At 52.8% G+C, this 24,602-nt stretch carries 21 protein-coding genes, 1 tRNA gene and 1 CRISPR repeat array (1 of these 23 cut by a window edge); of the genes, 12 read left to right on the forward strand and 10 right to left on the reverse strand.

Features of this window, described 5'->3' with window-relative positions; genetic code table 11:
* Positions 1-559: direct repeats of the CRISPR family, unit length 28 nt; unit sequence GTGCTCCCCGCGTAGACGGGGATGAGCC (it extends 813 nt beyond the left edge of the window).
* Between the two features lie 168 nt (positions 560-727).
* A complete protein-coding gene (locus IEV00_RS08965; RefSeq protein ID WP_188360022.1) occupies positions 728-2,623 on the reverse strand; it encodes a hypothetical protein in 1,896 nt (631 codons plus the stop codon).
* Between the two features lie 182 nt (positions 2,624-2,805).
* A complete protein-coding gene (locus tag IEV00_RS08970; RefSeq protein WP_188360023.1) occupies positions 2,806-3,765 on the reverse strand; it encodes an aldo/keto reductase in 960 nt (319 codons plus the stop codon).
* A gap of 135 nt (positions 3,766-3,900) precedes the next feature.
* On the opposite strand from IEV00_RS08970, the gene IEV00_RS08975 reads away from it, so the two are divergent.
* Positions 3,901-4,752: an HpcH/HpaI aldolase/citrate lyase family protein gene (locus IEV00_RS08975; protein WP_229723159.1), complete on the forward strand. Its 852-nt coding sequence runs from the start codon at positions 3,901-3,903 to the stop codon at positions 4,750-4,752.
* 62 nt (positions 4,753-4,814) lie between these two features.
* Here IEV00_RS08975 and IEV00_RS08980 read toward each other — a convergent pair.
* Positions 4,815-4,886, reverse strand: a tRNA-Thr gene (locus tag IEV00_RS08980).
* 249 nt (positions 4,887-5,135) lie between these two features.
* On the opposite strand from IEV00_RS08980, the gene IEV00_RS08985 reads away from it, so the two are divergent.
* From IEV00_RS08985 to IEV00_RS09000, 4 genes are all read left to right on the forward strand, one after another.
* The gene (locus IEV00_RS08985; protein WP_188360024.1) at positions 5,136-5,870 is read left to right on the forward strand and encodes a DsbA family protein; all 735 of its coding nucleotides are present in this window, start codon (positions 5,136-5,138) and stop codon (positions 5,868-5,870) included.
* Between the two features lie 33 nt (positions 5,871-5,903).
* Positions 5,904-6,728 (forward strand): nitrilase-related carbon-nitrogen hydrolase, encoded by an 825-nt coding sequence (locus IEV00_RS08990; RefSeq protein ID WP_188360025.1) that lies wholly within the window; start codon positions 5,904-5,906, stop codon positions 6,726-6,728.
* A 99-nt stretch (positions 6,729-6,827) separates the two neighbouring features.
* The gene (locus IEV00_RS08995) at positions 6,828-8,306 is read left to right on the forward strand and encodes a DASS family sodium-coupled anion symporter (protein WP_188360026.1); all 1,479 of its coding nucleotides are present in this window, start codon (positions 6,828-6,830) and stop codon (positions 8,304-8,306) included.
* A 9-nt stretch (positions 8,307-8,315) separates the two neighbouring features.
* Positions 8,316-8,873: an NAD(P)H-dependent oxidoreductase gene (locus IEV00_RS09000; protein WP_188360027.1), complete on the forward strand. Its 558-nt coding sequence runs from the start codon at positions 8,316-8,318 to the stop codon at positions 8,871-8,873.
* Here the strand turns inward: IEV00_RS09000 and IEV00_RS09005 are convergent.
* Both IEV00_RS09005 and IEV00_RS09010 read right to left on the reverse strand, forming a co-directional pair.
* Positions 8,870-9,475, reverse strand: a complete 606-nt coding sequence (locus IEV00_RS09005) for a hypothetical protein (RefSeq protein ID WP_188360028.1) — start codon at positions 9,473-9,475, stop codon at positions 8,870-8,872. The two genes, IEV00_RS09000 and IEV00_RS09005, sit on opposite strands and share 4 nt — an antisense overlap.
* Positions 9,468-10,202, reverse strand: coding sequence for a hypothetical protein (locus IEV00_RS09010; RefSeq protein WP_188360029.1), 735 nt, complete (start codon positions 10,200-10,202; stop codon positions 9,468-9,470). The genes IEV00_RS09005 and IEV00_RS09010 overlap by 8 nt, the downstream gene beginning before the upstream one ends.
* Positions 10,203-10,632: 430 nt before the next feature.
* Here IEV00_RS09010 and IEV00_RS09015 point away from each other — a divergent pair, with 430 nt between their 5' ends.
* The 7 genes from IEV00_RS09015 to wecB all read left to right on the forward strand — a co-directional run bounded on the left by IEV00_RS09015 (position 10,633) and on the right by wecB (position 18,487).
* On the forward strand, positions 10,633-11,139 hold the full coding sequence (locus tag IEV00_RS09015; RefSeq protein ID WP_188360030.1) for an asparaginase domain-containing protein: 507 nt from the start codon (positions 10,633-10,635) through the stop codon (positions 11,137-11,139).
* A gap of 200 nt (positions 11,140-11,339) precedes the next feature.
* On the forward strand, positions 11,340-12,104 hold the full coding sequence (locus IEV00_RS09020) for a hypothetical protein (protein WP_188360031.1): 765 nt from the start codon (positions 11,340-11,342) through the stop codon (positions 12,102-12,104).
* 54 nt (positions 12,105-12,158) lie between these two features.
* Entirely contained in the window at positions 12,159-13,409 is a 1,251-nt protein-coding gene (locus IEV00_RS09025; protein ID WP_188360032.1) for a glycosyltransferase family 4 protein, read from the forward strand.
* 4 nt (positions 13,410-13,413) lie between these two features.
* Positions 13,414-15,279: a glycosyltransferase family 4 protein gene (locus tag IEV00_RS09030; protein ID WP_188360033.1), complete on the forward strand. Its 1,866-nt coding sequence runs from the start codon at positions 13,414-13,416 to the stop codon at positions 15,277-15,279.
* A 230-nt stretch (positions 15,280-15,509) separates the two neighbouring features.
* On the forward strand, positions 15,510-16,487 hold the full coding sequence (locus IEV00_RS09035; protein ID WP_188360034.1) for an ABC transporter permease: 978 nt from the start codon (positions 15,510-15,512) through the stop codon (positions 16,485-16,487).
* Positions 16,474-17,289, forward strand: a complete 816-nt coding sequence (locus IEV00_RS09040; RefSeq protein WP_188360035.1) for an ABC transporter ATP-binding protein — start codon at positions 16,474-16,476, stop codon at positions 17,287-17,289. Before IEV00_RS09035 ends, IEV00_RS09040 begins: the two co-directional genes overlap by 14 nt.
* A gap of 88 nt (positions 17,290-17,377) precedes the next feature.
* Positions 17,378-18,487, forward strand: a complete 1,110-nt coding sequence (gene wecB, locus IEV00_RS09045) for a non-hydrolyzing UDP-N-acetylglucosamine 2-epimerase (RefSeq protein WP_188360036.1) — start codon at positions 17,378-17,380, stop codon at positions 18,485-18,487.
* Here wecB and wecC read toward each other — a convergent pair.
* The 5 genes from wecC to IEV00_RS09070 are packed head-to-tail and all read right to left on the reverse strand — an operon-like array spanning position 18,484 to position 24,467.
* Complete coding sequence (gene wecC / locus IEV00_RS09050; RefSeq protein ID WP_188360037.1) at positions 18,484-19,740, reverse strand: UDP-N-acetyl-D-mannosamine dehydrogenase; 1,257 nt, start codon at positions 19,738-19,740, stop codon at positions 18,484-18,486. The two genes, wecB and wecC, sit on opposite strands and share 4 nt — an antisense overlap.
* Before the next feature lie 25 nt (positions 19,741-19,765).
* Positions 19,766-20,464: an acyltransferase gene (locus IEV00_RS09055; RefSeq protein WP_188360038.1), complete on the reverse strand. Its 699-nt coding sequence runs from the start codon at positions 20,462-20,464 to the stop codon at positions 19,766-19,768.
* Positions 20,465-20,489: 25 nt separating this feature from the next.
* A complete protein-coding gene (locus IEV00_RS09060; protein ID WP_188360039.1) occupies positions 20,490-20,888 on the reverse strand; it encodes a hypothetical protein in 399 nt (132 codons plus the stop codon).
* Between the two features lie 28 nt (positions 20,889-20,916).
* Complete coding sequence (locus IEV00_RS09065; RefSeq protein ID WP_188360040.1) at positions 20,917-22,437, reverse strand: alpha/beta hydrolase family protein; 1,521 nt, start codon at positions 22,435-22,437, stop codon at positions 20,917-20,919.
* Positions 22,437-24,467, reverse strand: coding sequence for a CDP-glycerol glycerophosphotransferase family protein (locus IEV00_RS09070; RefSeq protein ID WP_188360041.1), 2,031 nt, complete (start codon positions 24,465-24,467; stop codon positions 22,437-22,439). Before IEV00_RS09070 ends, IEV00_RS09065 begins: the two co-directional genes overlap by 1 nt.
* Between the last annotated feature and the right edge of the window lie 135 nt (positions 24,468-24,602).

Raw genomic sequence — 24,602 nt, forward strand, 5'->3', positions numbered from 1 at the left:
GGGATGAGCCGGGGGAGCGTGCCGGGGGCACACCCATTCTTGAGTGCTCCCCGCGTAGACGGGGATGAGCCTCGTTCAGTGCCTTAGCCGCTTCCTTCTGATAGGTGCTCCCCGCGTAGACGGGGATGAGCCGCCTGAGGAAGTGAAGGTGGCGAATCCTTTTGAGTGCTCCCCGCGTAGACGGGGATGAGCCGTCTCAGCCTGCCGCATCGTCTTCACACCAGAAGTGCTCCCCGCGTAGACGGGGATGAGCCTGCGCACTAGTGTTGCCCCCGGGGCGGGAAAGAGTGCTCCCCGCGTAGACGGGGATGAGCCCGGGGCAGGGTGAGCGTGCCCGGCTCAAGTTTTGTGCTCCCCGCGTAGACGGGGATGAGCCTTCGTAATCGAAGCAGAAGGAACCCTCTACGGAGTGCTCCCCGCGTAGACGGGGATGAGCCCCGCTCCGCCAAATCATTGAACCCACGCGCAAGGTGCTCCCCGCGTAGACGGGGATGAGCCCGAGATATTGTCATGAAGGCACATGAAGCCGCAGTGCTCCCCGCATAGACGGGAACGAGCCCTCTCATTTTCTCTATGAATACTTATAGTCGACTATATGTCGAGATACCCCAAGGGCATAAAAACAAGGCCCTCCCCACTACCTCTAGCGAGAGAGCCTTTTTTAAAAGGAGAGAGCACTTAGTGTTGCAAAGCAGAATCCCCTAAGAGAATCCTGTCTGTTCACGTCCTAGGAAAGAGTCGAGGTATCGACGGTGTAAGCGCCAGTTTGAGGAGTCCACAAGATAGTCTTGCCGTTGGAGAAATCCTGTCGAGTCTTACCCTGGTAGCCGTGCTCTTCGTTTGTTGGGTAGCCTAGCTTATTGGCACCGCCCTCAGCGACCCACCTCCAGTAAATTCCACCGTTACCGTTCATCTTGTGAACCTTAGCTTCAGCGTTATTCCAGGTGTAGAGGGTTCGCTCGCCGTTCGCCTTCTTGAACATTACCGATGCGCCGTTGTTGCCCAGCGCTTGCTCGTCGGTTACAGGGAAACCAACACCTTCGGTGTAACCGCTATTCACCCAGCTCCAGTAAATACCATCTCTTGAGTTAATAGCGTGAGTACCAGTCCAGTTGGAGTAGTAAATTCCGGTCTCCCACCCTCTGCTACCGAAGTACTGCACGTAACCGCTACCGGTTTTCACTTCGTCAGTGATGGGCTTACCGTAACCATTGAAATCCCCCGCTGCTGCCCACTTGGCAAGAATCGCACCGTTCTGGTTTGAGGTGTGAGTGCCGTATTGAGGGGACCAATAGGCAGCGGTTGTATAGCCTGTCTGGGTGTTCTTGAATACCTGCTTTGCGCCGTCACGGAAGCCCTGCTCGTCAGTCACAGGGAAACCCAGACCCGCCTCCCAACCGCTCTGTTCAAATCGATGTCCGATACTACCGTTTCGGTAAATGGAGTGAGTACTGGTTGAAGGTGACCAGTAGAGGAAGAAGCGATGACCGCTGCCGTCCAACTTATTGAACTGCTGAGCTGCACCACCGTAACGAACTGCGTACTCGTCGGTTGCCGGAAAACCGTATCGGTTCTCGTAGCCATCAGCCTTGTACTTTGCACCAATACCCATGTAGAAGGGGACGCCGTGAGTACCGAACTGAGGAGTCCAGTAGATTGAGGAGTTCCGAGAGAAATTCTGCGCTACACCACCGTCACGGAGTGGGAACTCATTGGAGGTCGGCACGCCGTAGACAGAAGCTCCGTTGTGCGAGTAGTAGTAAGCACGAATACCGTTCACGAGAGAAAAGCCGCTAGATGCAGTAGATGACTTCTTGGCTACCCCGGCACGATTGAAGGAGTCGCGTAGATAAGCTGCAAAGTTGTAATGGTAGTGGTCTACACCTTGCTGCTCATAAACGTGAGCATTGGTGAATCCAGACCTCTTGTAGACCCCGTTTCCCTGGTAAGCGGCTCCAAATGCCGACCAGGTTGTAGGCCACGTAACGCCCTTACCGTCCGCTGTACCTGCGTACCAGTACCAGGGCATATTGCGAGTAGCGCTGTCAGGGGTGGTCTGCATTCCATCGGAACCACCGCCACCGATGATGAGATTGCCGCCACCTGACCGCCATTCCCACTGACGGTCTGCACCGAGTTCAAAAGTCTGAAATTCTGCACCGCCTGAATACCCAACGGTCCATACGTTTGAACGGTCGATACCTTTCGATGCGATGAAGTCTTTTGCAAACGCTCGGAACCAATTACCGTTAAAGTCTGCGTTCTCCCACCAGGTGATACCGTCACCACCTGCGTTCTTATCGGGGCTAACTACCGGAACGAAAACCATGTTGCGGGAATTGGCTTCGGCAGCCATCGCTTTGAGGTCGCTGTTGTTGTAGTTGTAAATCTTAGACTGGGAGGTGTTCCAGTAATCGCCGTCGAAGTAAAAGACAACTCCGACTTTCTGGTTCCAGTCAATGTTGTTCGCGTACACGTGGTACTGGGAGGCAACGCCGTACTGGGAGGTGGTGTAGAACTGACCGCTGTTGACCTGAGCGTTAGCAGGTGCTGCTCCTAGGCCCAGAGAACCGATCGCTACTGCGGCTGTCGTCAGAGCTGTTACCAGCTTCTTCTTTTTCAAGAGGGCTCCTAAAGATGCGAATGTTGGTATTAACGAGGTGTGTGTGACACGTTTTCTTTTTCCCTCTCTATATTATGAACGTGCTCCCCGCATAGACGGGCGAGCCACCAGTTTGTAACTGAGTTACAAGTAACGTACTGGTGGCTAGGCGGGGGAGGACGACGGCGCGGTGCGGGAGACCCCTACGGCACCCTGTGCCCCGCCGCCTTGAAGAGGGCGTACCATTCGGGGCGGGTGAGGCGGATGTCGGCGCCGGCGGCAGCCGATTTCAGGCGGTCGGGGGAGGTAGTGCCCAGAACCACCTGAATCTCAGCCGGGTGCCGGGTAATCCAAGAAACCGCAATGGCCTCGGGCGAAACAGAGTACTGAGCGGCCAGGGAATCAAGGAGCGTGTTAAGGGAAGGGAAGCGGTTCCTGTCAAAAATCAGCCCTGCTTCGCCTCCTGCCTGGAAAGGCGACCAGGCCTGTAGGGTGATACCCGCTAAGCGGGCGTGGTCGAGCAGGCCGCCGCCGTCCAGCACAACAGAGTCCGAGGCCCCAGCAATATTGGCGTTAATTCCCTGGGCAATCACCGGCGCGTGGGTGAGGGAGAGCTGCATCTGGTTAGCTACCAGCGGCTGCGTGACCGCAGTTTTCAGTAGCTCAATCTGGCGCGGGGTGTAGTTAGAAACCCCGAAGGAGCGCACCTTGCCCGCAGATTCCAAAGCGTCAAAGGCACGGGCTACCTCTTCGGGCTCCAGCAGGGCATCGGGGCGGTGCAGCAGAAGAACGTCGAGGTAGTCGGTTTTCAGGGCAGCAAGCGAGCGGTCAACCGAGGCCACAATGTGCTCATAAGAGGAGTCGTAGTAGGTGGTTTCACCAATCACAATGGAGGTCTTGGTCTGAAGAAGAATCTCCTCGCGGTCAGCAGAAGACAGGCCCAGGGCCGAACCGAAGCGCTGCTCGCAGTAGTGGTAGGCACCGGCAGCGGCAGGGGAGTTGAAGCCGTAAAGATCGGCGTGGTCGAAGAAGTCAATTCCGGCTGATCGGGCGCTGTCGTAGAGCGCACGAATTTCGGAGTCGGATTTATCGGCAATGCGCATCTGCCCCGAAATCACCTGGGAAACAGGGCGGGCGCCCGGGCCAAAAGGAATTTTTCTCATACAACCACCCTACGCTGACAGCAAGCAGAAACACATAAGTTTCGCCTGTTCGCTGGTTGGTAAACAGGTGCGGGTGGCCATGACACAAACTAAACTGAAAGGCGAGTTTAAACCGTTACCCGTGAGGAGTCCCCCGTGGTCCAATTTCACCGCAATGAACGTGCCGCGAATCTGCCGGCTCGTCTTTCCCGTTCCTGGATGCTCTTGACCGCCACCGCCGATGAGCAGCGCCTTGAGGAAACCCTGGAATCTGAAGCTGATTCGATTCTGATTGACCTGGAAGACGGTACTCCCGAGCCCCAGAAAGACGAGTGCCGCGAGAAGGTGATGCACTGGCTCAACAACGGTGTTGAAGCCTGGGTGCGTATTAATAAGTTTGCGACCGAGCACTGGCAGAAGGACGTCGCGGAGCTGCCGAAAGCCAAGGGGCTGCGGGGTGTGATGTTGGCTGAGGTGGAAGACCCCAACATGGTGACCCGCACCGCCATGATGCTGCCCCCGGGAACTCCGATTATTGCGCTGATTGAGTCGGCCGTGGGTATTTTGAATGCCCCCGAGATTGCTAAGGCTCCCGGGGTTTTCCGCCTGGCTTTCGGTATTGGCGATTTCCGCAAAGACACCGGTATTGCCGCTGATCCCATGTCTTTGGCCTACGTGCGCACCCAGCTGGTGCTGGCATCTCGTGCCGGCGAGCTGCCCGGGCCCATCGACGGCCCCTCGGTGGGTAAGCACGGTTCTGAGCTCTTCGCCGACTGCGCAATTACCTCCAACGCGGGTATGACGGGCAAGCTGACTCTTGACCCTGCCCAGGTTGATACCATCAACCTGGCGCTTGCCCCCAGCGAGGAGGAAATTCAGTGGGCCCGCGATTTGCTGAATAAGGCTGAGGGCGATTCCATTCCCAAGGACGGTTCCTACCTGCCCCGCCTTGCCCGCGCCAAGAAGGTCTCGCACCTGGCCAAGACCTACGGCCTGTGGCGTAGCTAGGACGACGCCCCGGCGGGTAGAAAAACGCCGCTACCGGATAACGGTAGCGGCGTTATTTTCAGAGCCCCCAGTCGGATTTGAACCGACGACCTTTTCTTTACGAGGGAAATGCTCTACCCCTGAGCTATGGAGGCACAATTGCGCGTGAGCGCAACGGTTGCAACAATACCAGAATTTTCGGGTTTTTAGCCAGTCAGCGCCCCAAGGCGCGGGCCAGACCGAACCCCACATAACAGGCAGGCTCAGTCTTAGAGTCGCCACACCCCAAACGTAATCTGACGGCACGTGCCTAAAAACCCTGTCTCTAGCGTGTCAGGCTAGAGTCAGTAGAGTGCGCCCCGCAGCGGGCTTTTCTGTGAAGAGGAAACTTCGGAGAGGAAACCATGTCTGATTCGCTTCTTGATTCTGTGCTGGCTCGTAGCCTGAGTCGCCGCGGTGTGTTTGGCTCGGCAGCTGCGCTGGCTGTGTTGGGGCTGGTTGCCTGCGGTTCGGAGGATTCATCCTCTTCGAGCAGCGCCGAAAACAGCTCTTCAGATAACAGCGCTGAGGAGTCCGGTGCCAAGGAAACCAACCTGCGCGATGATCAGGGCTACCACCTCAATGATCTGAGCGAGGGCGCGCCCACCGTGACCCTCTTTACAGACTATCAGTGCCCCTACTGCAAGCGCGGTGAGCCCGCCTACGAAGAGGCCGCCGGTATGTTGGCGGGGCAGATGAATGTGACCGTCAAGCATTTTCCCTTGCCCATGCACCAGTTCTCGGTGCATTCTGCCCAGGCGGTGCAGGCCGCTGAGAAGCAGGGCAAGCACCTTGAAATGGCGCACAAGGTCTTTGAAGGCCAGGAGAAGTGGGCCGAAGAAACCGATGAAAACGTTGTTTTCTCCGACTACTTCCGCCCCTACGCTGAGGAACTGGGCCTAGACGTTGAGCAGTTCACCAGCGACTACAACAGCGATGAAGTATTCAAAACCGTTGAGAGCGACTACAAGCAGGGCGTTGACTGGGGCGTGAAGGGTACCCCCAGCTTTGCGGTTGAGGGCAAGGTGCTCGATAACGTTGACTCGGGCACCAGCGCTGAGGATATGGTTAAGGCATTCAAGGCGGCAGCCGGCCTCTAGCCCACCCCGCCGCAGCAGAGAAAGGCAGGGATTATGCGCGTTGCTCTAGGCCAGATAAGTTCTACCAAGGATCTTGAGACCAACCTGAAGCAGGTCTCATCCGCCGCTGAGCGCGCGGCGCAGGCGGGCGCCGTCGTCATTATTTTCCCCGAGGCGGCCATGCTGGCCTTCGGCGGGCGTTTGCACGACGACGCCGCTGCGGGCAAGCGCCGCTGGGAAGAGGGACTGGCCCGCGTGGCGGCCCAGCACGAGATTACCGTGGTGGCGGGCGGCTTCACCCCCGAAGAAAACACCGACCCGCAGGCGCCACGAGTCACCAACGAGTTGCGGGTGGTTACCCCCGAGGGGCAGCAGACCGTCTACACCAAGATTCACCTCTATGACGCTTTCGGCTTTCAGGAATCCGAGGGCGTGGCAGAGGGCAGCGAGCCGGTGACCGTCGAGATCGCCGGGGTAACTTTTGGGCTGACCACCTGCTATGACGTACGCTTTCCCAAACTCTACGCCGAGCTTTCGCGGGCGGGGGCGCAGGTGATGGTGGTGGCGGCCTCCTGGGCCGGGGGAGAGGGCAAGCTCGCCCAGTGGCAGTTGTTGACTAGCGCTCGCGCACTTGACTCCAATTCCTTTGTGATTGCGGTGGATCAGGCAGACCCGCGGGCCTCTGAGTTCCAGAGCCCCGATACCGACATTACCGGCCCCTATGGGGTGGGCTTTTCGCGGGTGGTTTCGCCCTTTGGCGTGACCGTAGCGGAGCTCGGTATGGAGCCTGCGGTTGAGGTGGTTGACCTTGACCTTTCCCTGGTTGAGAAGGCGAAAGAATCCCTGCCTATTTTGAAAAATGCCAAGCTTGGCTACTAGTAACACTGGCCGGGAGTAGCCCTGCCAGCTGGGTGGTCAGCAATATTTGGTGACATAATTAAAACGACACAAACCCATGAATTCGGCGATTGAGGCATCATGAGCACAGCTACACCGGCTGGAAAGACTACCGCTACTCCAACAGACGATCGCAAGCGCGCCAAAGCTAAAAAGTCTATGGCGATTAAGGTGGCAATTATCGCCATCGTGACTCTTGCGATTTACTTTTTACCGGTTCCCGAGGGCGTTGACCCCCGCGGTATGCACATGACCGCGATTTTCGTGGGAACCATTCTGGGTTTGATTCTGCAGCCGCTCCCCACCGCATCGGTGGCGCTGATTGGCCTGGCGGTTGCCATGATTACCGGCACCATGAACGTCAAGGACGAAGCGCTACAGGGCTTCTCTAGTTCATCGATTTGGCTGATTGTTGCCGCCTTCTTTATCGCCGATGGTTTCTTGATTACCGGCCTGGGCAGGCGCATTGCGCTGATTTTTGTGAGGATGCTCGGTAAGTCATCGCTGGGGCTCTCCTACGGCATGGCAATCACAGACCTGATTCTGGCACCTGCCACCCCCTCCAACACCGCCCGCGCCGGCGGCGTCGTCTACCCCATTATTAAATCGCTGGCGACCGTGAACGACTCCCACCCCGAGTCAGACGAGTCCCGTAAGCGCTTGGGCTCCTATCTCTCGCTGACCTCGGTACAGGTCAATACCATTACCTCGGCTATGTTTGTTACCGCTATGGCGGGTAACCCCATTGCGGTGGGTTTTGCCTCGGACGCCGGCGTTGAAATTTCCTGGGGCACCTGGGCAATTGCCGCTCTGGTACCGGGTCTGGTTGCGCTGGTGACCATGCCCTGGGTGATGAGCAAGGTCTACGCCCCCACCGTTAAGAAGACCCCCGAGGCTCCTTCACAGGCTGCCCAGCAACTGCACGAGATGGGCAAGATGAGCTCTAAGGAAATCATCATGCTCGTGACCTTCCTGCTGTTGCTGGTTCTCTGGATTTCCGGCTCTGCCCTGGGTGTGGACGCCACCGCTGCTGCTTTCGTGGGTATTGCGATTCTGCTCTGCACTAAGGTGCTGACCTGGAAAGACATGGCGGCTAACTCCGGTGCCTGGTCTACCCTGATTTTCTTCTCGGTACTGGTGGGCATGGCAACCCACCTCAACGACCTCGGCGTGATTGGCTGGATTGGCGATACCGCGGCAGCCGCGGTGGGCGGATTCTCCTGGCCGCTGGCCCTGCTGATTCTCGGCCTGGTCTACTTCTACGTTCACTATTTCTTCGCCTCCAACACCGCCCAGATCGTTGCCATGTACGCGGTCTTCCTGGGTACCGCTATCGCGGCGGGAGCCCCGGCTATACTCGCAGCCCTGGTACTGGGTTTCATCGGCAACCTGATTGGTGGTCTCACCCACTACGCCTCTGGCCCTGCCGGTGTTATCTACGGCTCCGGCTACGTGACCACCAGCGAGTGGTTCCGAGTAGGCTTCATCGCCTCGGTGGTGAACATTATCATCTGGGGCGTTGTGGGTACCGCCTGGTGGATGGTTCTCGGTTACGTCTAACCTGAAGATATGAAGAAGCAGAAAATTACGGTGATAACCGGTGGGGGCTCCCGCAACTCTGTCTCGGGCCTGTTGGCCGAGAAAATTCTCAAACAGACACTGGCAGAGTTAAACCAGCGGGGGATTGAGGCCCAGCACGTGACCCACCACCTGGGCGAATACGCCTATGACATGGCGGAGATGCTCTCTGACGACCTTCCCAGCACCACGCTGGCAGAGGTGTTTGAAGACGTGCGCTCAGCCACCGGAATCATCACCGTAGCCCCGGTTTTCAAGGCTAGCTACTCCGGTGTTTTCAAGCTCTTCTGGGACTTAACCGAAGACGGCGATGTAGAGAACACCCCGGTGCTCCTTGCAGCCACGGGAGGCTCAGCCCGCCACGCGCTCGTTCTTGACTATGCCCTGCGCCCGCTCTTTTCTTACCTGGGGGCAGACAGCATCTCGCGCGGGGTCTACGCCACCCCGGATCAGGTGAGCGACTACGATCGGCAGGGCCAACGAGTACAAGCTCGGCTGATGAAAGCATCAGCCGAGCTTGCACGGAAAGTTGCCGCGGCGGCGTCCTAGAAAATACCCTTATTCGGGTTTCCGAAATCGGTGAGGGTCGCCTGACGGGAATCAACCCGCTGGTCGTTGCCGCTGCTGGTGTCGCCGGCAATTCGGCCAACCTGGGTTACCTCGATGTAGTTGGTGAGGCGGCCCTCGCTGGTCAAACCGTCGCCAAAGCTCAGGCTACCGATCAACTGGCTCTCGCCCGCCTTGACGGGGTTAGAGAGGGTCACGATGAAGGTGCGGGTGGAGGTCTCGGTATTGAAACCCAGATCGCGCACGTAGGCACCGTTGTACCAGCTGGGGGTAATCAGGCGGTCAACACCCTTGGGGCCTGAAGCGGTTTTAACCTCAACCTTGAAACTGACCACCGGGAACTCGCCAAAGTAACGGTCGGTTCCCACGTTTTCTGCGTGAATCGCAACGGAGCCAGCGTAGCCCGGCGCCTTCAGAGCAGAGACGGTGTAGGCGGGCTTGAGGTCGTAGCGGGCGGTGGCTTCTGTTGAGGACGACGCCGTTGCGGCGGGTGCTTCAGCTGCTTGAGCGGGTGCCGCTACGGTCACCAGGGAAGCGGAAACAAAAAGAGCTGCGGCCGCCGCGCTCAGGAACTTCTTAGCCATAGGAGATTACCTCGCCGTCTTCGTCGTAGCTGGTGATGTAGGAGTCAGAGTTCTTGTCGTAGAGCTTGACTTGAACCTCGTTCTTGATGGGCACGTTGGCTCGCCAAGCGACGGGGTTAGACCAGGTGCCGTTGAGCTGGCAGTACTGCTGGGTGCCGGTAAGGTTCACCATCTTGAAGCCGTAGGTGGCTTCGCCAGTATAGCCTGCGGGAACATCGTAGGGACCAATGGTCTGGCCAGCTGACCAGGAGAGGCTGTAGGAGGCATCTCCGCCCACGGTCTTAGCCAGGGAGTAGGCAAGGCCGGCGTCAATGCTGCCCTTGCTGAGGTTGCCGGTTCCACCCAGGTTAACGTTGAGGCTCTCGGTGCGGGAGCCGTTGACGCTCAGGCTCACGGTCTGGGTCTTAGAAAGATCCTGGGTGAGAGGAATATCTTTCTGGGTCTGGTTCTTGGTGGAGATGGTACCTACCGGAGTAAACGATTCATCGGTCTGATAGACCACGGTGCGGTAGTCCTCCCAGGTATTGCAAACCGGGCGAGCGTTGAGAATGTTTGCCTTGAGGTGATCACTCTTGTGATAGGTGCTCACAATCGGCAGGGATTCGGTATTTTCAGGGGTCTCGGGAACCTGAGTTTGGAAAGTGTATGCGTTTGCGGGGGCTACTGTACCCAGAGCTAGCAGCGCTGAAGCGCCTGCTGCCGCACCAAGTTTCTTGGTCCACTTCATGGGAATACTCTTTTCGTGTGTATACCTGTTGTCTATTTTCCCAGGCATTTAGCCTAGTCAATAGGTTCTTGTGCGATTTGTTGGGTTATTTCGTTGTCTAACAGTCTGCTGTTGGACAGCAACAAGGTACTACTTCTTCTGCGGTATTTGAAGCTCGGAAAAATTTTTTTGTTAGCGGGGGTTAGTTTCGAGTGAAAGTTGTTCGGGTGAAAATTACCCTAACTGACTAGTAGCTTAACCAAACGTTTATCTTTTCTTTCACCGCTTTGGCACCGGAGAAAAAATTTTGTAAGAAATTTTTCTTTGATATGGCTCTTGTTTTGCCCTGTGGCGCCGTTGTATTTGCGCCGGAGGTTGAGCAACGATTTTCTCAGGGCCTGTAAGATAAGTGCTGGTTAGTATTGGCTTTGATTTCAGGCTCAGGGGAAATATGACGATTCGTAACGCGACCTCCATTACCGTTCTGGCTACGGGCGGAACCATCGATAAAGAGTACAACTTTGACTCTGAGATGGTGATTGGTGAGCCCTTTATTCGCTCGATTCTGGAGCGGGTAATCACTGAGGTATCTTTCGATATTCGCTCGGTGCTCAAACTGGACTCGCTGGATATGACCGATGCTGACCGCGATGTTTTAGTCTCTGCCGTGAATGCTGTGGAGGGGGATCGGATTCTCATTACTCACGGCACCGACACCATGCCGGAAACCGCCCGTTACCTACTGGAACACGCCTCAATCGAGGGCAAGACCATTGTTTTGTGCGGTTCTATTCAGCCGGCAATCATGCGCCACTCTGACGCCGACTTTAACGTGGGTGCCGCCGTCGCCGCCCTGAACCTGCTGGAACCCGGCGTCTACGTTTCTATGAGCGGCCAGATTTTTGACGGCGCCACCGTGCGCAAAGACCGTTCCCGCGGCCTGTTTGTGGAGCGATAGCTTCTTGGGAGCATGAGCGCTGACTAGCTTGCGGGCGGGTTTCGCTGAATCGCCGTTTCGGTTACATATCGCCGCTTCAGCGACATTTCGCCGGTTCGGAAACGGCGAAATGTCACTGAAGCGGCGACTCGGCGCAGTGAGGTGACAGGCAAGTTCGATAGGATGGTAAAAATGCCCCTCTTGTTGAGCTAGGAGTTCCCATGTCCGAGCAACCCTATGGATCCCAGAATCCCAACCCCAATGACCCGCGGTGGAAGTACGATCCCAACTCGGCGGGGCAGGCGGCAGAATCGGATACCGGTACTACTTCGGCTGGTCAGGATAATTATCAGGGAAGCTACCAGGGCAACTACCAAACCAACCCCACCAACTATCAACCCGGCTACTCTTCCCCCAACCAGCCGCCCGTTTATTCAGCTTACGCGCAGAATACCGGCTACGGAGTGCCTAGCCAGCCGGTAGATAAGCCTGCTACCCCTCAGGTTCTCAAGTATGCTGCGCTGGCTGTGTGCGGCATTGTTGGCGCCGGTCTGATTGGCTCGCTGGTGCAGTTGCTGAACCCGACGATTCTCAACGACCAGATCTTTAATGCTTTCGGTATGAATGCCAATGAGTTAGAGAGTGAGTTAGGCGCGGTGGAGAGTTCCACTCCCGAGCTTATCTTTGGCTTTGTATTTTCCCTGCTTCAGTATGCGGTCTATATTGTTTTCACCATCTTTATGTTGAAGGGCCATAACTGGGCGCGCATTGTGCTCACCGTGATTCTTGGCCTGACTATTGTGGGCGGTTTCTTTACCCTCGTTGCGATTATTTTCGTGGGCTTCCACTGGCTTTTCCTACTGAATCTGCTCGGTTCCGTGCTGTCGGCGGTGGCGCTGGTACTGCTATGGCTGAAGCCCGCTAATGATTTCTATTCAAAGATGAAGATGTATAACCAGTGGAAAGTGCATTCTCAGTACAGGTAGTACTATTTAAGTTTTAGATTCCCCCCCCCAACACACACATAATCCCCTCCCCACATGCACATTCTTCTTATCACTCATTACTACGCACCCGAAATCGGTGCGCCGCAGCGTAGGTTATCTGCGCTTGTTAGTCGTTGGCGCCAGCGGGGGTTTGATGTGACGGTGCTGTGCCCTCCTCCGCACTATCCTGAGAAGTTTTCAACCTGTCAGTTGCGAACCGAGAAGAATCGGGCTTTTGCCCGGGAGCATGGTGAGTTTGGCGAGACCATAGTGCGTATGCCCTATGTGCTACACGGTTATCGCGGTAGTTTTAGGGCACTCGATCAGCTGGTGACTGCCGCCGCGGCTACGGTCACGGCGCTGGTTTCCCGGGGTAAGAACTTTAATCTGGTGGTGAGCACGGTACCCGGGCTACCCAGTCTTTTTGCCGGGGTTCTTACCGCTAAGGTTTTGCAGGTTCCCCATATTGCTGAGATTCGCGATGCCTGGCCCGACGTCGTCACCGGCGACCTTAACGAGCACGTGAAGAAGATTTCCCCTCACAAGCTACTGGTTAAAAAGGCGATTTATCATGTGGTTACCGCCGGCCAAAAGGCTGCGGACTCGGTGGTGGTCACCACCCCGCGGTTTGCGCAGAAGCTCAAAGATCGCGGCGTGAAAAACGTGCAGTGGGTTCCCAACGGCGCCGAAGCGGAGTGTTTTGCTCGGTTGAAACCCCGCACCCCCGGCTTTATTCAGGAGCGGCAGAATCGGGCGGTGCGTCTTCAGTACCTGGGCACGGTGGGTAGGAGCCAGGGGTTGCAAGTGCTCGTTGAGGCGCTCGATCTTCTGAAAACCCAGGCTCCCGAGGTGCAGATTGAAACCCGGATTGTGGGGAGCGGTGCTGAGGTGCCGCGTCTGAAAGCTCTGGCGAAGCTGAAGAAAATCAGCATTGAGTTCCTGCCCAATATCCCTCGTTCTCAATTGGAAGATGCCTACGACTGGGCCGATATTGAGCTGGTTTCCCTGCGCCGCACCAGGCCCTTCCGCTGGACTGTTCCCTCGAAGATTTTTGAGCTGCTTGCTACCCGCCGGTTTGTTCTTGCGATGGTCGAGGGAAACGCTGCCGATTTGGTGCGTAGCTCCGGCGTGGGTTCGGTGGTGGAGCCCGAGAACGCTCAGGCGCTTGCCAACGAATTGAGGCGGCTTGCCGAAAATCCCGACCTGCTCACGGTGGGCAATTCTGGCGTGGAGCTACTCAAGAACTTTTATTCCTACGATTTGATGGAACAGCGCTACACCGAGGTGCTGGAGTCTTTAAGGTAGGGCTGTGGTCAAGATTCCGAACAAGGCATATCAGTCTCAAGACCTGCTGAAAAACCTGTTCTTGGCGGGGCAGGTAGCGGGTCGTCATCTTGCTGATGACCCCGTGCTACTGGCCCTTCAGATTACCCGCAAGCTGCCCTATCCGCTGGCGCAGCGGGTGGGCGCTTGTCTGGGTCGCCTGCCCGGTGCGGGTACTCGCGCTCTGGGGGCGCAGGTTCGTGGTGAGCGTGTGTTTCCGGACGACGCCGCCCGCCTCCTGCGCGAAAACCCCGCCGAGCGCGGGGCGGCGGGGGCTCATGGGGGCAGTCTGCTATCTATCTGGCAGGGCATTCAGCGCAGAATTGCGGCCGAGGTTGCGCTGGGTTTTGGTGTGCTCGACTGGCGCGATGAGAGCCTGCCGACCGTGACCCGGGCCAGGGCTGCTTGGGATGCAGGGTATGTCAGTGAGTCAATTGAACTTGCTGAGCGGGCTCGAAAGTCTGGTTACGCTAGCAGGCTCAGGGGAGAGGCTCTAATGCTGACCCCCGGCTGGCAGGTACCGCTGGAAAAACCGGGAACCAAAGCACCCCGGGCAAATCAAGACCGCGAAAACCCGAAACTTTCGGTTCTTCACCTGCTCACCAACTCCACTCCGGCAACCCAGTCGGGCTATACCTTGCGGAGCCAACGTCTCTTAGAAGCCCTGCTAAAAAAAGATATTTCCATTAAGGCATATACCCGCATCGGCTACCCCGTAATGATCGGCAACCTCACCGCGGGCGCTCAGGCCCAAGACGGCCCGGTGATTTATGAGAGGTTCCTCCCCGCCTCCCTGCGCGGCACCCAGCCGCAGCGACTGGCGCAGTGGGCAGGCGGCGTCCTGAAAAAACTGAGCGAATTACAGCCCCAGGAGCGGCCGCGACTGGTGCACACCACCACCAACTATCCCAACGGGCTGGTGGCGCAGGCGGTTGCCCGGCAGCTAGGTGTGCCCTGGGTTTATGAGGCGCGCGGGCTGATGGAAGAAACCTGGGTCAGCAACAAGAAAACCGAGGTCGCTCAGAGCGAGGCCGAGAGCAGTCAGCGGTTTAGCTTGATTCGCAACCGCGAAACGGAGCTGATGCAGCGGGCAGACCACGTGGTGACCCTGAGCGAGACCATGAAGGGGCTCTTTGTGGAACGCGGGGTAGCGCCTGAGAGCATTACGGTGATTCCCAACGCCGTTGACGAAAAGCTCTTTGACCAGAACCTTTCCCCCGAGCAGGCGAGGGCACAGCTGAACCTTCCTGCCGAGGGCTTCTGGGTTGGGTCGGTGAGCTCCCTGGTGGACTACGAGGGCTTCGATACCCTGTTGCGAGCCGTGGCTCAACTGCGCCGAAAGGGTGCGGACGTTCGCGTGCTTCTAGCCGGTGACGGCGTGGCGCGGGGCTCTCTTGAGACCCTGGCGCAGCGGTTTGCGGAGGATCCGGCGGTGGGGGAGTTTGCCGTCTTTTGCGGTAGGCTCAAGCCTGAGCAGGCATATATTGCCCACCAGGCATTGAATGTTTTTGCGGTGCCGCGGCGTAACGATCGGGTCTGCCGCTCAGTGACCCCGCTCAAGCCGATTGAGGCAATGGCGCTGGGGCGGCCGGTGCTGGCATCGGACATTCCTCCGCTGGCGGAGCTGGTGCACAACGGTATGACTGCCCCCACCGGCCTGCTGGCTAGGGCGGAAAGTCCAGAGAGTTTTGCTACCGCCCTTGAGGAGCTGATGCAGGACGACGCCGCTCGCGCCGCCTATGCGCGGGCGGGCAGGGAGTTTGCTCGGTCGAGAACCTGGGCGAAAAATGCTGAGAAACTAGAGAGCATCTACGAAAAACTGTGCGGTTTTTCGCACGAGGCCCCGAAATGAACAGATTAGACACCCCCTAATCTGTTCAAAATCTGCCCAAAACCGAAAAAGTGAACAGATTAGCTACCCCTTAATCTGTTCAAAAATTCTCTGTGAGCGAAAAAGTGAATAGATTAGACACCCCCTAATCTGTTCAATCTGAGGTTTTTAGATAGGTTCGTGGACGACAGTGTGTTGCGGGTTGTCGGCGCCGGTAGGTCGGCGCGCTATGTTGAGAAGGAGAACGGCTAGTGCCTGAAGAAGAAGGTGTAACTGAGTCCCAGGGTAGGCCCTGGTCTGGCAATACGCCGGCGGTGGCTGAGGGGGCTGTGGTGCGGTATAAGCCGGTGAGGCCCCTGGATACTCACCTGCTAGGTTACTCTAGCCATATCGAATCGGGCAGGCTCTACCCGGTGGGTGTTCGCACCTCTTTGCGTAAGTACCTGGCCGATACCTGGGAGAGGCGCTGGTATATCTGGAAGGAGTCTCGGGCGAAGGTCGAGACCCAGAATAGTGCGCACCGACTGGGTATGTGGTGGATGGTCATTAAGCCGCTTGCCGACGTCATTTTTTACTGGGTGCTCTTTGCCGTGGTGTTGAAAGCCTCGCGCGGGCTGCCCAACTACACCGCCTTCATTGTGATTGGTGTGCTGATGTTCCGCTACTTTTCGCAGGCACTAAACCAGGGGGCGTCGTCCCTGACACAGGGCAAAGCCATGATGCGCGCTTTTGCCTTTCCGCGGATTGCCATTCCCATTGCAACCCTGGTGCGGCAGACCATGAACATTGTGCCGGTGCTGATGGTGATGCTGCTGGGTATTATTTTTCTTCCGCCCCATGCTTGGCCGCACCTGAACTGGTTGCTCTTTATTCCGGCTTTTGCGCTGGCGATTATCTTTAACCTGGGCGTGATTCTGGTGGTATCCAGGGCAACTTTTAAGCTACCCGATGTTCAACCGGCACTGGGCGTGATTAACAGGGTGCTCATGTATAGCTCGGGCGTGATGTTCCCGATTGACCGCTTTCTCAACCACCCCGTCGTCCTGCACAGTATCCAGGCAAACCCCTACTACATTTTCCTAGATCTCTTCCGCGAGATTCTGATTTACGGGCACACCGGTACCTTCTACCACTGGGGCTCCTTGATGGTGTGGTCGGTTGGCCTTCTGCTAGTGGGCTTTATCTACTTCTACCGCGGCGAAGAGGAGTACGGTCGTGAACGAAACTAACCTGCACTTTCCCAATATCGTTGCCAGCAATATTTCTCTGGACTATAAGGTGCGCAACCGTGGCGGCTGGGGTAGTCGCACGCAAACCCACACGGTGCACGCCGTCAAACCCCTGTCTTTTGCCGCCCACGAGGGGGAGTTTATTGGACTGGTGGGGCGTAACGGCTCGGGTAAGAGCTCGCTACTGCGCGTGTTGGCGGGCTTGGAGACCCCTACCACCGGCGAGGTCTATGCGTCGTCAAAGCCCACTCTGATTGGTGTTTCTGCCGCTCTTAATCCGCAACTGACCGGTGCTGAGAACGTGGAGCTGGGCTGTTTGGCTATGGGGCTGAGCCCGGCCCAGGCCCGCGAGGCCTATGATCGAGTGGTGGAGCTTGCCGGTATTGGCGAGGCGATTGAGCGGCCCATGGCTACCTATTCTTCGGGCCAGGCTGCCCGTCTGCGGTTTTCGATTATGCTGGCTAACCGGCCCAAGATTATGCTGATTGACGAGGCGCTGGCTACCGGCGACGCCGCCACCAACGAGCGCTTTAGCCAGGCGATGAACGAGCTGCTGGATAACGCGGGCACCGTGTTTTTGGTGAATCACGCGGCGCAGACAATTGAGAACATGTGTAATCGCGCGATTTGGCTGGATGAGGGGGAGCTGATTATGGACGGCGACGCTCGGGAGGTCGCGCGTAAGTACCGCTGGTTCGCCCATCAGCTGGCGCTGGGCGACGAAGAAAAGGCGGCTGGCCTGCTGGCTGAGGCAAAGACCCTGGGAGCAGCGGGCTACGTGATAAACAGGGAAGGTTCGTAGTCAGAGTAGGACTCGAAAGGTTATGTGGGCTATTTAGGGTAAAATTTATTCGATTGCATGGCCTGTTAATAGACAAAAGGTGGTTCAAATGAAGCGGATTATGACCGTATATGGTACCCGGCCTGAGGCTATTAAGGTCGCACCCATCATTCGAGCCCTTGAGTGCTCTGAGAACTTTAAGTCTATCCCAGTGGTTACCGGACAACACAGGGAAATGCTTGACCAGGTCAATGAAGTTTTTGGGATTGAGCCCGAAGCCGATCTAAAAATTATGAAGCGGGGGCAGGGTCTTAACGGCATCCTCAGTAAAGTTATTGAGGGCGTTGACCAGGTAATTGACTCACATTACCCAGATGCTTTAATCGTACAAGGTGATACTTCAACAGCTATGGGAGCTGCGCTTGCTGCGTTTAATCGTGGAATTCCTGTTGTTCATGTTGAAGCTGGTCTACGTTCCGGTGACATGACCTCCCCTTTCCCAGAAGAAGCGAATCGCAGACTCGTCTCACAAGTTGCTAGTTTGCATTTAGCACCGACTAAGCGAGCCCAAAAGAACTTGTTAAAGGAAGGATTTAAACGTAAATCAATTATTATAACGGGGAACACTGTTATTGATGCTTTGATGAGTTCCCTTAATAATGATGCTCCTTTTGCTGACTATCGAATTCGGGAAGTCGTTGATTCCGGGCGGAAAGTAGTATTGGTTACTACCCATCGACGTGAAAACCTAGGAAAGAAAACTAGGAACATCGGCATGGCTGTAGCTGAGCTTTCACAGAAATATCCTGACCTTTTGTTTGTTCTTCCTTTGCACATGAACCCTTTGGTGAGAGAAACTCTGCAACCATATTTAAAGGCTGAGAATATTATTGCTACTGATCCTATTGCCTACGGTGACTTTACTCGATTGATGAGGCGCACCTTTCTGGTTCTAACAGATTCTGGAGGTATCCAGGAAGAAGCACCAGCACTTAATATACCTGTATTAGTTATGAGAAGTAATACCGAGCGTCAGGAAGGCATTAAAGCTGGAACTCTGAAACTTGTAGGAACAAAAACTTCAAAAATCGTGCGATCCGTTACGAATTTAATTGAAGATGAAAATGCATACCAGCAGATGGCGCAGGCAGAAAATCCTTATGGTGACGGAAATGCTGCGGCTCGTATTGTTGCAGAACTAGAAAACCTTCTACTCTAGCGCCAAATACCCTTGGTATCTACCACCTGCTTACCTGCCAGCGCAGTAGCCGGAACAGTCTTGAATTCATCGTGGTCAACCAGAAGAGCCACCACGTCTGCCCGCTCAATCGCTGACTCATAATCGGTGAACTCAATGTTGGTGTGGCCCTCAAGTTTCTTGGGCAGCTCCGAAACATTGGGCTCCACCGCAAGAATAGTGCCGTGGTTAAATTCCTCCGCCAACTTAGCGGTAATATCCATAGCCGGTGACTCGCGCAGGTCATCAATATTCGGCTTAAAAGCCAAACCGAGAGCCGCGACCACGGGCTCCGGAGCCGACCCAGCGGCGTCCTTCACCTTCTCAATAACCCACTCAGGCTTACCGTCGTTGACCTCACGCGCGGTGCGAATCAGGTTGGAGTTATCGCGGTCGGTAGAGACAATAAACCAGGGATCCACCGCAATGCAGTGGCCACCCACGCCGGGGCCGGGCTGCAGAATATTCACGCGGGGGTGCTTATTGGCAAGATTAATCAGCTCCCATACATCAATGCCCAGCCTGTCAGAAATCAGCGACAGCTCATTAGCAAACGCAATGTTGACATCGCGGAAAGAGTTCTCGGTCAGCTTTGCCATCTCAGCGGTAACATCGTCAGTCGGTGCCAGCTCACCGGTGCAGAAAGCACCGTAAATCTCAGAGGCAATTTCGGTTGCTTTGGGGGTCTGACCTCCGATAATGCGGGAGTTAGTAATGAGCTCTTCCATCGCCTTACCGGGCAGAATACGCTCGGGGCAGTAGGCAAAGTAGATAACCGGCTTACCCTCGGGGTTCTCGGTGCCGTCTGCCACCAGATCGGGGCGCAGTTCCAAAATCTTAGCAGCCAGCTTGCGGGTTGTGGTTGGGGGAGAAGTAGACTCCAAAATCACCAGCTCATCGCCCTGTAGCTGGGGAGCGATATTCTCAGCTGCGGACATGATGTAGGAGAGATCGCCCTCGTAGTTTTCCTTGAAGGGGGTGGGAACGGCAATCACGTAAACATCTGCGTGAACCATCTCGGTGGTTGCAGTCAGATTTCCTGAATCAATGGCTCGCTTGAGCTGTTCCTCAAGACCGGGCTCAACAATGGTAACTTCGCCGCGGTTAATGCGCTCAACGTTAGCGGCGTTAATATCAACGCCGGTTACCTTGAGGCCGTGGTTCGCCATAATAACAGCAGTTGGTAGGCCGATATAGCCAAGACCTACGAAAGCAACTGTACGGGAGATTTGCATAAGATAGCCCATCTAAATTGTGAGTTTAAAGATCTACAGTTATATTCCAGTAGTCAGTCTTAGGAATATCGTCACCGCTGTTTTTATACGGTGGATTTGTCAGAGACAGGTGAGGACGTTCCCATGCTATATTTCGTCTAACAATAGAAGCAGGAGTACCGGCAATAATACAATTGTTAGGAAAATCCTTCGTAACTACAGACCGTGCTCCTACTACAGAACCTTCACCGATACTAGAGCCACCGAACAGAATCGATTCAATTCCAAGCCAAACGTGATTTCCTACCGTAATATTCCTAGCTGGGTTAATCCGTTTATTGGTTCTTACATCAAAAATAGGGTGTCCATCATCCCCGCGTACTTTTACATCTCCTGCAATCATAACGTCATCGCCGATAGAAATTGTAGTTCCTTCAACGGCTGAAATCTGTACTGCATTTGTAGTAGAAACATTCATTCCTATACGAACGGTAGAATCTTGACCGATTCGAACGATGCCCTGAAAAGCTGCCACTTTTCCTTCGTTTTTATCGATTTCAAAGGTTCCGTTGTCTTGGTCAAAACGAATTGATAGCCTCTTAATACGGGCATTTTTGTTAACTATAAGAGTATTGTTTTTTCCTCTAAAAAGAACAGATATATTCTCTTCGATAGGTGTTCCGGAGAAAATAATTCTGTTACCATTTTTGTCTTCGTAAGTATCAATTTTGCGAATGTAAACCATTTCATAAATTTCTTGGTAATTTGATTTATTTAGCGGAACTAAGGATATTGAGCCGACGCTTCCTAATCCAGTTGCTGAATGGGCGTTTTGTGTAGTCTAAATCCTGAATTGGGTTTACCACGACAACCTGGAGATCAATCCAATCAGTTTTAACTAATTTTTTTAGATCTTCAGAACCCATTTTTTTAGAATGAACCACGATGCGAAGTTTTTGGCATTTCCCTACAATGACAGCTCGCAGCGCTAATAGGTGTGCGTAAGCGAATGAGTCCAGAGATTGCGTGACCATCAAAAATTTGGTGGGATAGGTTTGGACTGAAGAGGGGCGTACAAATGTAGAACGATTGATATCATCTACAACATGCACTTCCGCTGTAACACCATCAGGGTTGATAATTTCTGAACGGTATAAAAATCGTCCCAAAGAGTTTTCATCAACTATTGTGTAATGATTAATATTTTTTTTCTGTGTTGAGGCACAGCGGGGAGAACGATCGGTTAATTTGTTCCTGAGACTCAGAGTTATTCTCCAACTTATGTGGTAGCTTACCAATATAGGTAAGCCCGGTATCAAAGGAACCTATGATTTTATTAAAACTAGAAATCGGGTCGTAGCTGGGGAATATTGCCTGACTGGGGCTGGTATACTTTACGAAACCATAGGTATGGTTAGTCATAGCAACACGTAGAATAGTACCCCCGTCATTAGCTTCTAGATACCAGTTAGCAGGGTTGTTATTTTCAATATCATCTTGGATTCGTACTTGAGCGTAGAGTCTATCTTCGGTCTTGTAAGTAAGAGCATCTTCACAAATAATCTTTTTATTTGTTGCTTGGCCAAGAAACTCACGAATAATGTTTAACATAGTGGGCAAGGCAGCCTTAGCTACTTCTCCGTGTGTTCCATTAAACCTATATTTGGTTAGCCCCTTAACCCCGTGTGCTAGTTCGATAACTGAATGATTACTTAGCTCGTCGTTATTTGTGTAAAAATAGTCGATTCGGCGACCTTCAGTAAGATACTTTCTGAGGAGTTGCTCGGGCTGTATCATTTCGTGAAAAGCTTTAACTTCGAACAAGTTATAACGGAAGAATGGCTTGTTCATGTAATAGGGAAGGTTTAGCTGTGGAACGGCAATTAGCAAACGGGCGCGAGGAAATTCTTGGGCGTAATGTAGCGCGATAGATCCTCCCTTTGACGCTCCAAATAGCAGCATATTGTCGTCATCAATTGAATAAAGCCTCATGAAATGATCAATAACAGATTTCACCCTGGGGTACAGAGGACGCCGTGCACTATCGACCATCATGTATGATCCAGAAACTAGATAACGATCTTGAAAACAAATCATAAGAGTGTTCTGAAGATCATCCTCTGTTAGTGCTTTGAGGTAACTAATTGCATAAGAAATGCGGGTGGTTGAGGGGCCAAAACCTGGAAAAGTTATAAGAATTTTAGATGGATTGGTAGTATTACCTCGTAAAGAGTAGAAAACATCTCCATCTTGAATTATTTCGTATTTATCATCATAATTTCGTTGCTGAACGGTTGTAAATGACCCTTTACCAATTTTGATATCAAAATCAGCGTTGATATTAAGACGAAAATTATTTTTATTTAAAGAGCTGACCGGGATATTTCTATATTCAAGGGGAAATCCTTTAGCAGGAGCCTCTATCTGGTTTCCGTATACGAGCTTTCCATTTTGAAATAACTTAAATTTTTGATTCTTGAAATTTTCCCAATTGTGGATGGTTATTTTTGCGAAATATTTTCCATAGGGTAAATCTTCAGAAGCTATATTTTCAAGAATTCTTCTAAAATTTTTGTTTTCAAGGTATGTTGAATATTTTTCTGAAGTTCTTAAAAGATTAAGAGTCTTTCGAGCGGAGTTTCGACCCTGTGAAGAATAAAGAATGTTTTTAGCTTCATTCTTCAAACGACCTTTAACTGAATTGATGGATATAGCCATTAGAGAGCCAGCATCCTTTCTGCGATCGTTGAGTTAATTTTATCTGGATCTACACCTGCAAAAAATCTTTCCTTACGGAGTAGATATGTGCTATCTGAAATTTTATACTCTTCATTAAGAATATATTTGATAACTTCTTGATGTGTTGTTAAGACGGGACCAAGGCCATCTTCGATGTAATCCAATCTGCTACCGTAAGGCTGATCTTTAAAGAACTCTTCAAAATCCCAGGGGTAGTAAGCTATGGGTATATCAATAAAAGCAGCGTCAAGCACGACTGAACTATAGTCAGTTAAAACTATCTCAGATTTGGCTATTGCTTCAGCATATGTATAAGTTGAATTTACAACACGTTTGGAGAATTGGAAACAATCTGTGCGTTTTTTAAGATTGGGATGCAATTGGACAAGAAGTTTTTTATCTTTTTGTTCAAGATACTCTAGAAGCGCAGGGTCGGTAAGAAGATTATTGATTGTTTTGAAGTATTCGGACTCCATAAAATTTTCAGTTGAAGCTGTTTGCAAATTGAAGCGCCAGGTAGGCATGAACAATAGGTGTTCAGGATCAGAACTTTTATTTTTTGATAGAGCCTCAAGTCGAGGTATCCCGGAATTAAGAGTCTCTCGTGGCACTAATTTATGTAAATAATCAGATTCATTTCGTCCGGTGGCAACGAAAATATCGAATGGTTTTGAGAGAACCCAATCAGTCATATCGTTGAGTTGAATCCCATGCTGGAGATAGACAAAGCGAGAGTTTATAAGACTTTTACCCCGATATTCAAGATTGTATATTTGCGAGGCTACAACTAAATCTGATTTTAAGAACAGGTCATAAAATTCTTGACTGAAAAAGTGTACTAGATTGAATCCCTCAGTTTGAAGCCGACTCCAGTCCCTGGAATTTCGGTTAAGAGCAAAATATATATTGCTGTACTCAGGGTAGTTATTCATAAAATACCGATATAGATGTTCTGCATTATCGTCCGCCTGTAGAGGCCTATCAAAAAATAGAATTTTTGAATTAGGCGTAATGGGACGTTTGTAAAAATCGTAAGTTGCTGGTCTATAGTAGCCTGGGCGTTCTTTATTTGGTCGATATTCTTTCCCAATCTCTACATTTTCGTCTGAGAACTCTATAGTGTAGAGCGGGAAATAACTTTCTGTAACTTCATTTTCTGATGGAAAAACTAGGTAGCTATCTTCATCGGTGAGCTGTTTAAAGAGAAATAAATAGTCATTAGGGTCAAAAATCCAAGAAATGAACCCCACCTCAAATGTATTTGCTAGTTCAATCTTGGACTTGAGCTCGTTGAGCTCAAATAGTTTCGATATTTCACGAAGATGGGAAACAGAAATTTGTGTTTTTTTAGTTTCACGGAGTCCTCGTAAATATAGGACAACCAAACGAAGAACGTATAGACGAATTTCTTTGACCGAGCTTTGAATTTTTGGTAGTAAACGATTTGTAGATTCTTCAAGTATGCTACCAATCGCAACTTTCGTAACTGAGTTGACAGAGTAACCAGCTTCGAATATGGGTGCTGTGTCTACGGACCAGTAGAGTCGGTAAGCTATGTAGAGACTTTTGCGATCGAGGTCAGAAAACGTTTCTAATGCTTCTACAAGACGGCGAGTATTGAACGCCACTCCATAAATGTCTGTATCTCGCTTGTAGTAATAATCGTCTGTAAGTTTGGTTTTGGAAAGGTCTGCAGGGATATTCCCCATATATATTTTGGGTTCAAAAAGATACTGAGTGTCTTCGCTAAGACGTTGCAACAGGCCGCTCATGAAGTTGAGGGATAGCGAGTGGGTGTCCCGCATGAAGATTACATATTTAGTGTCCAAAGATGAACATATCTGGCGCATGGTTTCGCTGGTAAGAGGGCCACTGACTGGTCTGATTTCGTATCGATCTTCCCAATGCAAATTAGCAGCGATGAGACCGCGGTATAGTTCGGATTCGCGGTCAAGTGAACTTGACGATTCAACGACAACTGTGAGTAAATCTGGCGCTGACAAGGGCATAGGGGTGAAAATCCTTGGACGGTTGTGCGGTAGACCCGCTGTGCGGCATATGAATCTTTAGACAATACAATAGTAGTAGAGATTCAGTTATATCCACAAAAATATGGACAATTTACGACACGGAACCGCAAGTAG

This window comes from Rothia aerolata, assembly GCF_014635585.1.
In the GTDB taxonomy this organism is placed as follows: domain Bacteria; phylum Actinomycetota; class Actinomycetes; order Actinomycetales; family Micrococcaceae; genus Rothia; species Rothia aerolata.

Excerpts from the sequence above, each read along its gene's own strand:
- IEV00_RS08970 (WP_188360023.1), bottom strand. The coding sequence starts at position 3,765 with ATGAGAAAAATTCCTTTTGGCCCGGGCGCCCGCCCTGTTTCCCAGGTG.
- IEV00_RS08985 (WP_188360024.1), top strand. The coding sequence starts at position 5,136 with ATGTCTGATTCGCTTCTTGATTCTGTGCTGGCTCGTAGCCTGAGTCGC.
- IEV00_RS08990 (WP_188360025.1), top strand. The coding sequence starts at position 5,904 with ATGCGCGTTGCTCTAGGCCAGATAAGTTCTACCAAGGATCTTGAGACC.
- IEV00_RS08995 (WP_188360026.1), top strand. The coding sequence starts at position 6,828 with ATGAGCACAGCTACACCGGCTGGAAAGACTACCGCTACTCCAACAGAC.
- IEV00_RS09000 (WP_188360027.1), top strand. The coding sequence starts at position 8,316 with ATGAAGAAGCAGAAAATTACGGTGATAACCGGTGGGGGCTCCCGCAAC.
- IEV00_RS09005 (WP_188360028.1), bottom strand. The coding sequence starts at position 9,475 with ATGGCTAAGAAGTTCCTGAGCGCGGCGGCCGCAGCTCTTTTTGTTTCC.
- IEV00_RS09010 (WP_188360029.1), bottom strand. The coding sequence starts at position 10,202 with ATGAAGTGGACCAAGAAACTTGGTGCGGCAGCAGGCGCTTCAGCGCTG.
- IEV00_RS09015 (WP_188360030.1), top strand. The coding sequence starts at position 10,633 with ATGACGATTCGTAACGCGACCTCCATTACCGTTCTGGCTACGGGCGGA.
- IEV00_RS09020 (WP_188360031.1), top strand. The coding sequence starts at position 11,340 with ATGTCCGAGCAACCCTATGGATCCCAGAATCCCAACCCCAATGACCCG.
- IEV00_RS09025 (WP_188360032.1), top strand. The coding sequence starts at position 12,159 with ATGCACATTCTTCTTATCACTCATTACTACGCACCCGAAATCGGTGCG.
- wecB (WP_188360036.1), top strand. The coding sequence starts at position 17,378 with ATGAAGCGGATTATGACCGTATATGGTACCCGGCCTGAGGCTATTAAG.
- wecC (WP_188360037.1), bottom strand. The coding sequence starts at position 19,740 with ATGCAAATCTCCCGTACAGTTGCTTTCGTAGGTCTTGGCTATATCGGC.
- IEV00_RS09055 (WP_188360038.1), bottom strand. The coding sequence starts at position 20,464 with ATGGTTTACATTCGCAAAATTGATACTTACGAAGACAAAAATGGTAAC.
- IEV00_RS09065 (WP_188360040.1), bottom strand. The coding sequence starts at position 22,437 with ATGGCTATATCCATCAATTCAGTTAAAGGTCGTTTGAAGAATGAAGCT.
- IEV00_RS09070 (WP_188360041.1), bottom strand. The coding sequence starts at position 24,467 with ATGCCCTTGTCAGCGCCAGATTTACTCACAGTTGTCGTTGAATCGTCA.